13 protein-coding genes are annotated in these 13,888 nt (G+C 60.8%); all 13 read left to right on the top strand.

Features of this window, described 5'->3' with window-relative positions; genetic code table 11:
• Positions 1 to 34: 34 nt before the first annotated feature.
• Positions 35 to 916 (top strand): translation elongation factor Ts, encoded by an 882-nt coding sequence (gene tsf / locus HDE79_RS06350; protein WP_184601010.1) that lies wholly within the window; start codon positions 35 to 37, stop codon positions 914 to 916.
• 172 nt (positions 917 to 1,088) lie between these two features.
• Positions 1,089 to 1,811, top strand: a complete 723-nt coding sequence (pyrH, locus tag HDE79_RS06345; protein ID WP_184601009.1) for a UMP kinase — start codon at positions 1,089 to 1,091, stop codon at positions 1,809 to 1,811.
• A 92-nt stretch (positions 1,812 to 1,903) separates the two neighbouring features.
• The gene (gene frr, locus HDE79_RS06340) at positions 1,904 to 2,461 is read left to right on the top strand and encodes a ribosome recycling factor (protein WP_184601008.1); all 558 of its coding nucleotides are present in this window, start codon (positions 1,904 to 1,906) and stop codon (positions 2,459 to 2,461) included.
• A 305-nt stretch (positions 2,462 to 2,766) separates the two neighbouring features.
• The gene (gene uppS, locus HDE79_RS06335) at positions 2,767 to 3,507 is read left to right on the top strand and encodes a polyprenyl diphosphate synthase (protein ID WP_184601152.1); all 741 of its coding nucleotides are present in this window, start codon (positions 2,767 to 2,769) and stop codon (positions 3,505 to 3,507) included.
• A gap of 8 nt (positions 3,508 to 3,515) precedes the next feature.
• On the top strand, positions 3,516 to 4,337 hold the full coding sequence (locus HDE79_RS06330) for a phosphatidate cytidylyltransferase (RefSeq protein ID WP_184601007.1): 822 nt from the start codon (positions 3,516 to 3,518) through the stop codon (positions 4,335 to 4,337).
• A 1-nt stretch (position 4,338) separates the two neighbouring features.
• Positions 4,339 to 5,526, top strand: coding sequence for a 1-deoxy-D-xylulose-5-phosphate reductoisomerase (locus tag HDE79_RS06325; protein WP_184601006.1), 1,188 nt, complete (start codon positions 4,339 to 4,341; stop codon positions 5,524 to 5,526).
• A 36-nt stretch (positions 5,527 to 5,562) separates the two neighbouring features.
• A complete protein-coding gene (gene rseP / locus HDE79_RS06320) occupies positions 5,563 to 6,909 on the top strand; it encodes an RIP metalloprotease RseP (protein WP_184601005.1) in 1,347 nt (448 codons plus the stop codon).
• A gap of 195 nt (positions 6,910 to 7,104) precedes the next feature.
• Positions 7,105 to 9,510, top strand: a complete 2,406-nt coding sequence (gene bamA / locus HDE79_RS06315; protein ID WP_184601004.1) for an outer membrane protein assembly factor BamA — start codon at positions 7,105 to 7,107, stop codon at positions 9,508 to 9,510.
• A gap of 55 nt (positions 9,511 to 9,565) precedes the next feature.
• Positions 9,566 to 10,594, top strand: a complete 1,029-nt coding sequence (gene lpxD, locus HDE79_RS06310; protein WP_184601003.1) for a UDP-3-O-(3-hydroxymyristoyl)glucosamine N-acyltransferase — start codon at positions 9,566 to 9,568, stop codon at positions 10,592 to 10,594.
• Complete coding sequence (gene fabZ, locus HDE79_RS06305; protein ID WP_184601002.1) at positions 10,587 to 11,060, top strand: 3-hydroxyacyl-ACP dehydratase FabZ; 474 nt, start codon at positions 10,587 to 10,589, stop codon at positions 11,058 to 11,060. The genes lpxD and fabZ overlap by 8 nt, the downstream gene beginning before the upstream one ends.
• The gene (gene lpxA, locus HDE79_RS06300) at positions 11,057 to 11,830 is read left to right on the top strand and encodes an acyl-ACP--UDP-N-acetylglucosamine O-acyltransferase (RefSeq protein ID WP_184601001.1); all 774 of its coding nucleotides are present in this window, start codon (positions 11,057 to 11,059) and stop codon (positions 11,828 to 11,830) included. The genes fabZ and lpxA overlap by 4 nt, the downstream gene beginning before the upstream one ends.
• 78 nt (positions 11,831 to 11,908) lie before the next feature.
• Positions 11,909 to 13,123: a lipid-A-disaccharide synthase gene (gene lpxB, locus HDE79_RS06295; RefSeq protein WP_184601000.1), complete on the top strand. Its 1,215-nt coding sequence runs from the start codon at positions 11,909 to 11,911 to the stop codon at positions 13,121 to 13,123.
• Positions 13,124 to 13,193: 70 nt separating this feature from the next.
• Positions 13,194 to 13,766 (top strand): ribonuclease HII, encoded by a 573-nt coding sequence (gene rnhB, locus HDE79_RS06290; RefSeq protein ID WP_343205915.1) that lies wholly within the window; start codon positions 13,194 to 13,196, stop codon positions 13,764 to 13,766.
• The last annotated feature ends 122 nt before the right edge of the window (positions 13,767 to 13,888 follow it).

Genomic DNA, 13,888 nt, shown 5'->3' with positions numbered 1-13,888 from the left:
GTTGCGGCGTATCCAAATTTTTGGAGGACTACCCATGAGCACTATTTCCGCCCAACTGGTCAAGGAACTGCGCGAGCGGTCCGGCGCCGGCATGATGGAATGCAAGAAGGCGCTGGTCGAGAACAACGGCGACATCGACACCGCGATGGAATGGCTGCGCAAGTCCGGCCTGTCCAAGGCCGACAAGAAAGCCAGCCGCGTCGCTGCCGAAGGCCGTATCGTTGCCGCCCAGGCCGGCAAAACCGCCGTACTGGTCGAAATCAACTGCGAAACCGATTTCGTCGGCAAAGACGCCAGCTTCCTGAAATTCACCGACACCGTCGCCGATATCGCCCTGAAATCCGGCGCATCGGATGTCGATGCCTTGAAGGCAGCCGCCTACCCGGGCGCCAGCAATGTCGAAGAAGCGGCCAAGACCCTGATCGCCACCATCGGCGAGAAGATCGACGTGCGCCGCATGGCCCGCGTCGAGAGCGATGACGTGATCGGCAGTTACATCCACGGTGGCCGCATCGGCGTGTTGGTGTCGCTCAAGGGCGGCTCCGAAGAGTTGGCCAAGGGTATTGCGATGCACGTCGCCGCCATGAACCCGGCGCATATCCGCGCCGAAGACGTCCCTGCCGAGTTCGTCGCCAAGGAAAAAGACATCGCGCTGAGCCAGATGACCGAAAAGGACAAGGCCAAGCCGGCCGAAATCCTGGAAAAGATCATCGCGGGCAAGATCAACAAGATCGTCTCCGAAGTCACCCTGCTCGGCCAGCCCTACGTGCTGGACACCAACACCACGGTGGCCGAAGCGCTGAAGAAGGAAGGCGCGGACGTTGTCACGGTCGTGCGTCTGGCCGTCGGCGAAGGCATCGAGAAAGTGGAAGAGGATTTCCACGCTGAAGTGATGAAGCAGGCCGGCCTGGCCTGAGTTTCAGCGTCATTCGGCAAGCATCAAAAAAAGCCGCGGGGAACCGCGGCTTTTTTACATCTGTATAGCGAATAGTCGACACAAATAAATCGCAACGTGGCAAACGCTCTCCCAGCCACTTCCAGCAGCCAGTACAATGCAGCTGTTTTGCCACACATAATCCGGAGATTCCATGAGCACCCCGCTGAATTACGGCCGTATCCTGCTCAAATTGTCCGGTGAAGCACTGATGGGCCAGGCCGACTACGGCATTGATCCCAAAGTCATCGGCCGGCTGGCCGACGAGATCATCGAGGTCCAGCGCGCCGGCGTGGAAATCGGTGTAGTCATTGGCGGTGGCAACATCTTCCGCGGTGCCGGGCTTGCCGCGGCCGGTATGGATCGCGTCACCGGCGACCACATGGGCATGTTGGCCACTGTGATGAACGCGCTGGCGATGCAAGACGCGATCGAAAAGCGCAACGGCATCGCCCGCGTCATGAGCGCCATCCAGATTCACGACGTCAGCGAGGATTTCGTGCGCCGCCGCGCCATCCGCCATCTCGAAAAGGGCCGCGTGGTCCTGTTCGCCGCCGGCATCGGCAACCCGTTTTTCACCACCGACTCCGCAGCTGCGTTACGCGCGGTTGAAATCGGTGCCGACCTGTTGCTCAAGGCGACCAAGGTCGATGGCGTATACACCGCCGATCCGGCCAAGCACAGCGACGCGGTTCGCTACGACAGGCTTGATTACGATGAAGTGATCGAGCGCAAGTTGGCGGTCATGGATACCGCTGCCATCTCGCTATGCCGTGACCATGACATGCCGCTGCGCATTTACGACATGACCGTGCCAGGCAACCTGATGCGCATCATGCATGGCGAGCCGATCGGCACCCTGGTTGACGGCGGCTGAGCGACGCACTCACCTCTCGCTTCAACGCATACAGCTCGCCGTAACCCGGCTGCTATAATCATCCGCTTGCCAGATTCACCGGGAAACGTTTCATGATCAACGACATCAAGACTGATGCCCAGACCCGCATGGGCAAGAGCATCGACTCGCTCAAGCACGATCTCACCCGTATTCGCACGGGTCGCGCCAGTACGGCGCTGGTCGATAACATCAAGGTGTCCTATTACGGCGCGGACATGCCGCTGACCCAGGTCGCCTCGGTCTCTCTCGCCGATGCACGCACCATCATCATCACGCCGTGGGAAAAGCCCATGGTCGCGCCGATTGAGAAGGCCTTGATGGCGTCGGATCTCGGCGTTACGCCAACCACCGCCGGCACTGTGATTCGCCTGAACATGCCGCCGCTCACCGAAGAGCGTCGCCGTGAGTTGGCCAAGCACGTTGGCCATGAAGGTGAGAATGCGAAAATCGCGATCCGCAACGTACGTCGTGATGCACTTCAGCAGATCAAGGATCTGCTGAAGGAAAAGCTGATCACCGAGGACGACGAGCGCCGCGCCGACGACGAGATCCAGAAGTTCACCGATCGCTCGGTGAAAGACGTCGACGCCGTGGTCAAGGCCAAGGAAGAGGAGCTGATGGCGCTCTGAGCGCCATCGCAACCCCATGTCCGGCGCCGAGGCCAAGGGATGTCCTGATCTATTCAGCGCAGGCGGCATGATATCCAGAAGGTTCGCAGGTGGAAGTGCGTGGCGCAGGCAAGGCTGGCTGCCTTGGCAAGCCGCGCGCCACCGCATGCGCGCCTTCTGGATATCACCCCATCATCATAATTTCCCAATCGTTGGGGCCGGCCCTGTCTGTCCACATATCTGCGGCGCGCCTCCTCGACAGGCGGACGCCTGTTTTCGTCCGCACACCACAAATCTGCGAACAGACAGGGCCGGTGACGCCTGTGCTGAATAGGGCAGGACATCCCACGGTTCCGCGCCACATCGCCATCGTCATGGATGGCAACGGCCGCTGGGCCAAAGCCCGGCATCGCCCGCGCAGCTTTGGCCACAACGCTGGCCGCAAGGCCGTACGTGAAGCGATCGAGTCCTGCATGCGCGAAGGCGTGCAGGCGCTGACGATATTCGCGTTTTCCAGCGAAAACTGGCAGCGACCGCCAGACGAAGTCATGGCACTGATGAACTTGTTCGTCCGCGCATTGGACAAGGAAGTGGACGAGTTGCACAGCAACGGCGTGCGCTTGCGCTTCATCGGTGATTTGAGCGCCTTCGACGAACCCTTGCGCGCACGCATGCAGGCATCGATGACGCGAACCGCCGGCAATGACAAGCTGCATGTCAGCATTGCCGTGAATTACGGTGGTCGCTGGGATATCGTGCAGGCCGCACGTCGGGCGGCCGAAGCCGTGGCGCGCGGCGAACTGCGCGCCGAGGACGTCGACGAAGCAAGACTGGGTCAGTGGATGAGCCTGGCCGAGCTGCCGCCGCTGGACCTTTTCATCCGCACCGGCGGCGAATATCGCATCAGCAATTTTCTGCTGTGGCAGGCTGCATACGCCGAGCTGTACTTTACCGAGACGCTGTGGCCCGATTTTGATCGAGCCTGCCTGCGTCGCGCCATCGAAGACTATGCCCGCCGCGAGCGCCGTTATGGCCGCACCGGTGAGCAAGTCGCCGCCACTAGTTAAGGATACCGATGCTGCTTCAGCGCACCCTCACCGCCCTGGTGCTCGCACCGCTGGTCATCCTGATCATCCTGTTCGCATCGACGCCGGTGTTCACGCTGGTCGCAGCCGCTGCGTTCCTTGCCGCACTGTGGGAATGGTCGCGCTTGAGCGGACTGAAAAGCGCTGCGTGGCAGATCGTATGGCTGGCGGCGGCAACGGCGGTGTTCGTGATGCTGTGGCTGGCCCGCGCCACCGTCATGATGCCCATCGTGCTGATCTTGGGCGTGGCCTGGTGGTTGCTCGCGTGCGTGTGGCTACGTCACTTCGCCTATGGCGCTGCACCCACCCAGGAAAATCGCGCGCTCAAATTGCTGGCCGGCGCATTCGTGGTGTTTCCAGCCTGGGTTGCGATGATCAGCATCCATGCAGGACAGCCGCACGGTCACGGCTTTACCCTGCTCGCCTTGGTGATCGTCTGGGCCGCCGATATCGGCGCCTATTTCAGCGGCCGCACCTTCGGCAAGCGCAAACTGGCCCCGCAGATCAGCCCAGGCAAGACGTGGGCCGGCGCGTATGGCGCGCTGATCGCAGGCGTGGCGGTAACCACGCTGGGCGGCTGGTGGCTGTTCGACGTACGCGGCGGCCAGCTATTCGGGCTCGCGGTGCTGGCCATCGTCACCGTCGGCGCATCGATCGTGGGTGACCTGATCGAAAGCCTGATGAAGCGCCATGCCCAGGTGAAGGATTCCGGCACCATGGTGCCAGGCCACGGCGGCCTGATGGATCGCCTGGACAGTGTATTTGCCGCGTTGCCGATCTTTGCCGCCGGCCTGATGTTGCTGGGCTTGTGACATGAAGAACGTTGCCGTACTTGGCGCCACCGGCTCGATCGGCGGCAATACACTGGACGTGATAGCCCGGCACCCGGAGCGTTTTCGCGCCACCGTGCTGACCGCGCATCGGCAAGTCGATGCGCTCGTCGCGCTGTGCGTGCAGCATCGCCCCGAACTGGCGGTGATCGCCGATCCGGCTCTGGAAGCCGAGCTGTCCCGCAAGCTCGGCGCTGCTGGTGTTCCATGCGACGTGGCCAGCGGCCACGATGCCCTAACCAAAGCCGTGGCGAGCCCTCTGTGCGATACCGTGGTAGCGGCCATCGTCGGCGCCGCCGGACTGGAATCCACCTTGGCGGCCGCACGCGCCGGCAAACACCTGCTGCTGGCCAACAAGGAAGCCATCGTGATGGCCGGCCCGCTGCTGCTGGATGCGGTCGCTGCCGGCGGCGGCGCGCTGATTCCGGTCGACTCCGAACACAATGCGCTGTTCCAGTGCCTGCCTGCTGAAGGCCTGGCCGGCGGCAGACCGATGCTGCACAAAGGTGTTCGACGGCTAACGCTCACCGCTTCGGGTGGCCCGTTTCGCGGTCGTACGCGGGCTGAACTGGCCGACATTACCCCGGAGCAGGCCTGCAAACACCCCAACTGGGTGATGGGCCGCAAGATTTCGGTCGACTCGGCCACGCTGATGAACAAGGGCCTCGAGGTGATCGAGGCGCATCACCTGTTCGGCGCCGCAGCCGATGCGATCGGCGTGGTGGTGCACCCGCAAAGCCTGGTGCATTCGCTGGTCGAATACGTCGATGGCTCCGTGCTGGCTCAGTTGGGGAACCCCGATATGCGCACCGCGATCGCTCACGCACTGGCGTGGCCTGAGCGGGTCGATGCCGGCGTCGCATCACTGGATCTGACCGCCTGCGCACCGCTAGCCTTCGAACCGCCTGATCTGGTGACGTTCCGTTGCCTGGCGTTGGCGTTTCAGGCGCTGCGCGCTGGCGGCGACGCACCTGCCGTGCTGAATGCCGCGAACGAGGTCGCCGTGGAGGCATTTCTGGCCGGCGCACTGCCGTTTCTTTCCATTGCCGACGTCGTGGAGTCGGTTCTTGCGGAACTGCCAGCGCAAGCCGTGGTCGATATTCAGATCTTGCTTGAACGTGATCGGGTGGCCCGGGAAGCCGCTCGGCGCATTCTGCGCAATGCTTGCTGATATTCTTGGCGTGATGTCACTTTTCAACGGCGATTGATGAACTCTTTTTTCGGCTCGGTTTTCTGGTTGATCGTCACGCTTGGCGTGCTGGTGACCTTTCATGAGTTCGGCCACTACTGGGTCGCGCGGCGCTGTGGCGTCAAGGTACTGCGCTTTTCGGTAGGTTTCGGCAAGGCCATCTGGAAACGCACCGGCCGCGACGGCACGGAATACCAGATTGCCTCGATCCCGCTCGGCGGCTACGTCAAGATGCTGGACGCACGCGAAAGCGACGTCGATCCGGCCCTGCGCGATCAGGAATTCACCAGCAAATCCGTGTGGAAGCGTATCGCCATCGTTGCCGCAGGACCCGGTTTCAACGTGATCTTTACGCTGGCCGCATTCTGGCTGATGTTCATGCTGGGACGGCCGGACTATGTACCCGTCGTCACCGCCACGCCGCAGAGCATTGCCGCCAAGGCAGGCATCCTGCCCGGCGACCGCATTCTCAGCATCGATGGCCAGACCGTTATGACCATGGGCGATTCCCTGGACGCGCTGGCGAACGGGTTGCTCGGGCGCGCGCCTCTGCCGATGACCGTCCGCGGCACAGATGGCCGTTCTCGCCAGCTTGTGCTTCCGCTGGACCAGCTACCGGCCGGACAGCCGGTTGAAAAGTCTTTCGATGCCTTGGGTCTGAAGCCAGCGCCACCACCGGCGATTGCCGCATCAGTGACGCCAGGCATGCCCGCCTCCCTTGCCGGCATGCAAGGTGGTGATCGTCTGATCAGCGTCAACGGCCAGTCTGTCAGTGATTTCGAAGCTTTCGGCAAATTGGTACAGGCCGATGCGGTCAAATCACCTACGCTCACCGTAGTGATCGAGCGCAGCGGTCAGTCGAAAAAACTCAGCGTCGTCACCAAGTGGGAGTCACTGCAGGGTCAGCCGCAAAAGTGGGTGATGGGCATCGGCGCTCCAATGCCCGAAGAAGCCATGGTGCGCTATGGACCGATCAAGGCTTTCGGCGCATCGCTGCAGAGTACCTGGCACAACGCCGCACAGACATTTGCCATGTTCGGCAAGCTGATTACCGGCGAAGCCTCGACCCAGAACCTGCACGGCGTGATTGGCATCGCCCAGGTGGCGAACGCCTCGGCCAGCATGGGTTTTGCGTCATTCCTGCAGTTTCTTGCACTGGTGTCCCTGAGTTTGGCCATCATCAACCTGTTGCCGATTCCCGTCCTTGATGGTGGGCACCTGCTGTATTATCTGATCGAGCTGATCAAAGGCAGTCCGGTTAGCGAGCAGACGATGGTTGTTGGTCAGTACATCGGCATCGCTCTGCTGTTTACCGTGATGGGGCTGGCGTTTTACAACGACATCCATGGCATTTTGCTGTCGTGATGGCGATGACAGGCAAATCGGATGTATCGGTGAGGAGCTCCGCTGCTCTTGATGCAGCAGATCGATGTGGTGCGTTACGCGATGTGCTCCCGCAGAGCACGTACTCTTTTTCGAAGCAGGGTATTGCCCTGTTTCATGTGTTGATCGGGGCGGCCACGTTGGCTGCTCCATCGAAATAACCCAACGGAACCGACGATGAAGCGTATCGCCGCGCTGATCCTGCTTGCCTCCCTCTCCGCCAATGCGTTTGCGTTCGACCCGTTCGTGGTGTCAGACATTCGTATCGACGGCCTCAGCCGCATCGCTCCTGGTACGGTTTACACCTATCTGCCCGTCGGCAAGGGTGACCGCCTGACCAACGACCAGGCCCAGAAAGCCATCCGTGCTTTGTATCAGACCAAGTTCTTCAGCGACGTGGAAATCGATCGCGAAGGCGACATCATGGTGATCAAGGTGGTCGAACGGCCGTCGATTGCCAAGTTGACGATCCGCGGCAACAAGGACATCAAAACCGATGACCTGAAGAAGGGGTTGAAGCAGATCGGCCTCACCGAGGGCGAGACCTTCGACCGCCTGGCGTTGGACAATGTGCAGCAGGAGCTGGTCCGCCAGTATTACAACCGCGGCAAGTACAACGTCTCGGTCACGCCGCACGTCACCACGCTGGAACGCAACCGCGTCGCCGTCGATATCGAAATCCGCGAGGGCAAGGCGGCCAAGATCGAAGAGCTGAACATCCTCGGCAACCACGCATTTACCGACAAGGAAGTGCGCACCGGTTTCGAGTCGAACACACCGGGCCTGATGTCCTGGTACTCCAAGGACGACCAGTACTCGCGCGAAAAACTTTCCGGCGACCTGGAAAAACTGCAGTCGTACTACATGAATCGCGGTTACGCCGATTTTGGCGTTGACTCGACCCAGGTGAGCATCGCGCCCGACAAGCGCTCGATGTACATCGACGCCAGTGTGAAGGAAGGCGATACCTACACGATCTCCGACGTCAAGCTCCTCGGCACCTTGATCCTGCCGGAGTCCACGCTGCGCCAGCTGCTATACGTCAAAAAGGGTGAGCTGTTCAATCGGTCGGCCATCGAAGCCAGCGGCAAGTCGATCAAGGCGATTCTCGCCAACATCGGCTACGCCTACGCCAAGGTCACGCCAATTCCGAAACTGGACAAGAACAACCATACCGTCGACCTGACCCTCTTCGTCGAACCAGGTCAGCGCGTCTATGTCCGCCGCGTGGTATTCCAGGGCAATACCCGCACCGAGGACGATGTGCTGCGCCGCGAAATGCGCCAGCTCGAGGGCACCTTTTATTCGCAGGCCGCTCTCGACCGCTCAAAGATCCGCCTGCAGCGCCTGGGTTATTTCAAGACCGTCGACATCGACAAGAAACTGATACCGGGCTCGCTGGATCAGGTCGATGTTACGGTCAAGGTCGAGGAGCAGTCTGCTGGCAGCCTGCAGTTTGGTGTCGGTTATTCCCAGTACTCCGGCATCATCCTCAACGCGTCGGTGTCGCAGAACAACATCTTTGGTACCGGCGACAGCGCATCGATCAGCGGCGAGCGCAGCAGCTACTACACGAAGTTCAGTGTCAACTACTTCAATCCGTATCTCACCGATAGCAATGTCGGTATCGGCTATAACGCCACGTATTCCAAAACCGACTACGGCGACACTGATTTCGCCGACTACTCGACCAGCGACAAGAGCTTCTCTACCTATCTCAGTATTCCGATCACCGAAACGGACGGCGTGCGCGTCGGCTTGGGCATCAGCAGCGACAAGGTCAGCCTGATCCCAGGCTACAGCCCGCAGGTGTTGATCGATTATCAGAATGAAATCGGCAACGACACGATCCACACGTGGACCGGCACACTGGGGTGGAACCACGATACGCGCAACGCCTACTTCTCCCCGACGCGTGGTGGCCTGATCTCGGCATCGGCGGACATCGCATTGCCGGGCTCCACCATCCAATACTGGAAGTTCACCGCCGAAGCCAACCATTACTGGCCGATCGGCAAGGGCTTTGTGCTCTATCTGGATGGTCAGGTGGGTTACGGCAAGACCTATGGCAGCAATGGCATCAGCGATAGCGACTACACCACCCTGCAGAATGCCGTCACCGACCACACCCTCGTCGATATGCGGCAGGATTTCCCGTTCTTTGAGAACTTCTATTCAGGCGGCGTGCGCGACGTGCGCGGTTTCCAGGACAACACCTTGGGGCCACGCGTCTGTATTGCCGATGTCCCTCAGGCGAAAAATGGCTACTGCCCGGACGGCAATTACGCCGAGCCGATCGGCGGCGCGTTCAAGGTGCTAGGCACCACCGAAGTCTATCTGCCGCTGCCGTTCCTGAAGGACATCAACACAGCGCGCGTATCGGTATTTATGGACGTCGGTAATGCCTACCAGAGTTTCTCATCGTTCACGGCAAGCACCCTGCGCGCATCAGCCGGTATCTCGGTGCACTGGCAGGCGCCGATCGGTCCGCTGATCATCAGCTTGGCGCATCCGTTCCGTACCCAGGCTGACGACAGCCATTACGAAGAGAAGATCCAGTTCACCTTCGGCAGCCAGTTCTGATGATCAAGCCCGGCGCACCGGCGTCCCGCCGGACGCCGATGTGCGGAGCATGCTCTTGAGCGAATTGTCCTATTCAGTGGCCGAGCTAGCTGAACGTTTCGGGCTGTCGTCGCACGGCGACGGCACGCACCGTATCGACGGCGTCGGTACGCTGGCTGGCGCCACCGCCAGTCAGCTGAGTTTTCTCTCCAACAGCAAATACGATGCCCAGCTTTCCGCTACGCACGCAGGCGTGGTCGTGCTGCGCGAGGAAAATCTGACCTCGTGCCCGACAGCTGCGCTGATAGCCAAAGACCCTTACGTCGCCTACGCCAAGATTGCCGCGTTGTTCGAACGTTTACCCTCCGCTCCGCCGGGCATTCACCCCAGTGCGGTGGTTGCCGCGAGTGCGCGAGTGAGCAACAGCGCCAGCATCGGACCCTGCTGCGTGATCGAGGATGGGGCCGTTATCGAAGACGGCGCGATACTGGGCCCGCACTGCATGATCGGTACCGACTGCACCGTCGGCGCGCAATCGCGCCTGGTCGCGAGGGTCACGCTGGTGATACGCGTGACCCTCGGCAAGCGCGTCCTCGTGCATCCAGGCGCGGTAATCGGCTCGGATGGTTTTGGCCTGGCCTTCGACAAAGATCACTGGATCAAGCTGCCACAGCTCGGCGGCGTGCGCATCGGTGACGATTGCGAGATCGGCGCCAACACCACCATTGATCGCGGCGCGCTAGACGATACCGTGCTCGAGGAAGACGTGCGGCTGGACAATCAGATCCAGATCGCCCACAACGTCTATGTCGGCGCGCACACCGCCATGGCTGGCTGTGCCGCGGTGGCAGGCAGTGCAAAAATCGGCCGCTATTGCATGATCGGCGGCAACGCTGGCGTACTCGGTCATCTCGAGCTGGCCGACCGGGTTACCATTACCGCCAAGAGCCTGGTCACCAGCTCGATCCGTGAGCCGGGCGAATATTCGTCGGGCGTGCCGCTGCAGCCCAATCTCCCATGGCGCAAGAACGCAGCGCGTTTCAAACATCTTGATGAGTACGCGCGCCGACTGTCGGCGCTGGAAAAGGACAAGAATCATGAGTGACAAACCTGCCGCCATCACCATGCCGGTGAATGTGGAGCAGATCCAGGAACTGCTTCCGCATCGCTATCCATTTCTACTCGTGGATCGCGTCATCGAGATCGTGCCTGACGTCAGTGTGGTCGCACTGAAAAATGTGACTATCAACGAGCCGTTTTTCCAGGGCCACTTTCCTGGGCATCCGGTCATGCCCGGTGTGCTGATCGTCGAAGCGATGGCGCAGACCGCAGGCCTGTTGACGCAGATCAGCAGCCGCTTGAAAGGCAACGCCGGCAGCCCGCTGTTTTATCTGGTCAAGGTCGACAACGCGCGCTTCAGCGCTGTCGTCGGACCGGGTGATCAGCTGCGAATGGAAGTAAGCTTGAAGCGCCTGATGCGCGGCATGGGTATCTTTGTCGCGCGCACTCTGGTCGATGGCAAAGAGGTAGCCAGCTGCGAGCTGATGTGTGCCGCGAGGTCCGAGAAATGATTCACGCAACGGCGTTGATTGATCCCTCCGCGCGCATTGGCGAAAACGTCAGCATCGGCGCCTACAGTGTTATCGGCGCTGATGTGGAAATCGGCGATGGCACGGTCATCGGTCCGCACGTGGTGATCGAAGGACCGACAAAAATCGGACGTGACAACCGTATCGCCCAATTCGCTTCACTGGGTGGTGATCCGCAAGACAAGAAGTTTGCCGGTGAGCGCACCGAGCTGGTGATCGGCGATCGCAACCTGATTCGCGAGTTCGCCAGCATCAACCGCGGCACCGGTGACGGTGGCGGCGTTACCCGCATCGGCAATGACAACTGGCTACTGGCCTATGTGCATATCGCGCACGATTGTCAGGTCGGCAACAACATCGTGTTCTCCAACTACTCGGCACTGGCCGGACACGTGGAAATCGGCGATTGGACGATCCTGTCGGGCTATTCCGGCATCCATCAGTTCTGCAAGGTCGGCGCCCATGCCTTCATCGGCATGGGTTGCCTGGTCGGCTCGGACGTGCCGCCCTTCGTGATGATGGCGAACGAGCAGCACGGTCGTCCACGTGGCATCAACAGTGAAGGCCTGAAACGTCGCGGTTTCGATGCCGCGCGTATTTCCGCAATCAAACGTGCCTATCGCACCCTCTACATGGCTGGCCTGTCGTTGCCCGAAGCCCGCGAACTGCTGACAAAACAGGCAGGCGAGAGTGAGGATGTTAACGCCATGCTCGATTTTCTTGACCGCAGCAATCGCGCGCTAGCCCGCTGATATGCGCCCTCATAAGCGCTACGCGCTTATGAGGGAATCAAGATCGCGCTCTGACTCCCGCTTTGCTTAGGAGACGAAATGCAAAACATCGACGTCTCCACCAACACCCCACTCATCGCACTGATCGCCGGTGAAGATTCCGGCGACCAGCTCGGCGCTGACCTCATCATCGCTCTGCGTCAACGCTATCCGCATGTGCGCTTCGTCGGCATTGGCGGTGCCCGCATGCAGGCACAGGGTTTCGAATCCTGGTATGACATCCACGAACTGTCGCTGTTCGGTTTCAGCGAGGTCATCAGCCATCTGCCGCGACTGTTGCGACTGCGCCGCGCACTGATTGCGAAATTGCTCAAAGTGCAACCCGCGATCGTCGTCGGCATCGACGCGCCGGATTTCAATCTTGGCGTCGAGCAGCGCCTGAAGCAGGCCGGCCTGAAAACCGTTCACTACGTCAGCCCGTCGGTGTGGGCGTGGCGCGAAAAACGCGCGGAGAAAATCGGCCGCAGCGCCAACCGCGTGCTGTGCCTGTTCCCTATGGAGCCAGCGATCTACGCCAAACACGGCATTGATGCGCGCTTTGTCGGGCATCCGCTGGCCGATCGCTTTGCGCTGGTGTCCGATCGAGTCGGCGCGCGCGAGTTTCTGCAGTTGCCGCAACAGGTGCCGATCCTGGCCCTGCTGCCCGGAAGCCGGCCATCCGAACTGGCGCGGATGGGCCAGATTTTTATCGACGCGGCAACCCGTGTTGCTGCAGCACTTCCAGGTCTGCGCATCGTCATACCCGCGGCCAACCCGCGGGTCCACGCCAGGCTCAAGGCGTTGCTGGCAAAACTGCCTCACGATGAAACCGGACCGCTATTGCTGGACGGCCATGCGCACGAAGCCATGTTGGCCGCCGACGTAGTGTTGCTGGCCTCGGGCACAGCAACACTGGAAGCCATGCTGGCCAAACGACCGATGGTAGTCGGCTACCGCGTCGCGCCGCTGAGCTATCGCATTGCACGCGCGTTGAAAATGCTGAAAACCGACGTCTACGCGCTACCCAATATCCTGGCGCGCGCCAGCGGTATCCAGGGCGAACTGCTGGTGCCGGAGTTCATGCAGGATGAGTGCACCGCCGGAAATCTTGCCGTTGCAACGCTGATGCTGTTTCAGGACAGCGAACGACGCGGCTACATCGTCAGCGCGTTCGAGCAGTTGCATCAAGCATTGCGTAGCGGTCTGGAAGGCCACGCGGGTGAACGCGCGGCGGCGGCGATTGCCGAGTTGGTGGATGGTACTGATGGCGACTGATTTGTTTGAGGCAAGTGCCGCCGGCACCCCATCCCAACCGAGCCCTCGTGAGGGGGACGGGGCAAAGGCAATAAGCTTTTTAGTGGCGGGCGTCGACGAAGCTGGCCGTGGACCGCTAGCGGGTCCGCTTTCTGTGGCTGCCGTCATCCTTGACCCTGCCCGCCCCATTGTCGGTCTCAATGACTCGAAGAAACTCAGCGAAGCGAAACGCGAAGCGCTGTATCCGCAGATCATCGAACGAGCGCTGGCCTGGTGCGTGGTGCTTATCGAGCCGAACGAGATCGACCGGCTGAATATCTTCCAGGCCACCATGACCGGCATGAGCCGCGCCGTGGAGGGTCTTGCGATCGTCGCCGACGAGGCGCTGATCGACGGCAACCAGCTACCGAAGGACCTGCCCTGCCACGGCCGCGCGATCGTTGGTGGCGATGCATTGGAGCCGGCCATCAGCGCTGCCTCGATTCTCGCGAAAGTCACCCGTGATCGATTGATGGTGACGATGGAAGCGAAGCATCCAGGCTACGGTTTTGCCATACACAAGGGCTATCCCACGCCGGCACACCTCGCTGCGCTGACGCTATTGGGCCCGTGCCCGCAGCATCGCCGCAGCTTTGCACCGGTAAAGCGGCTGCTCACGCCATAGACACTGCTTTCTTGTGCTCGATAAATCATAGCTTTTGCCTATGATCGACATGGGCAAGATCACTTCGACAGCGGCGCCTCGGAGGGGTCCAATGGATCCATCCGAACCATTGCTTTTCATCA

The sequence above is a fragment of the Rhodanobacter sp. MP1X3 genome (genome assembly GCF_014207165.1).
Lineage (GTDB): Bacteria > Pseudomonadota > Gammaproteobacteria > Xanthomonadales > Rhodanobacteraceae > Rhodanobacter.
The sequence above is the reverse complement of the archived record's forward strand: the minus strand, read 5'-3'. Positions and strand labels throughout refer to the sequence as shown.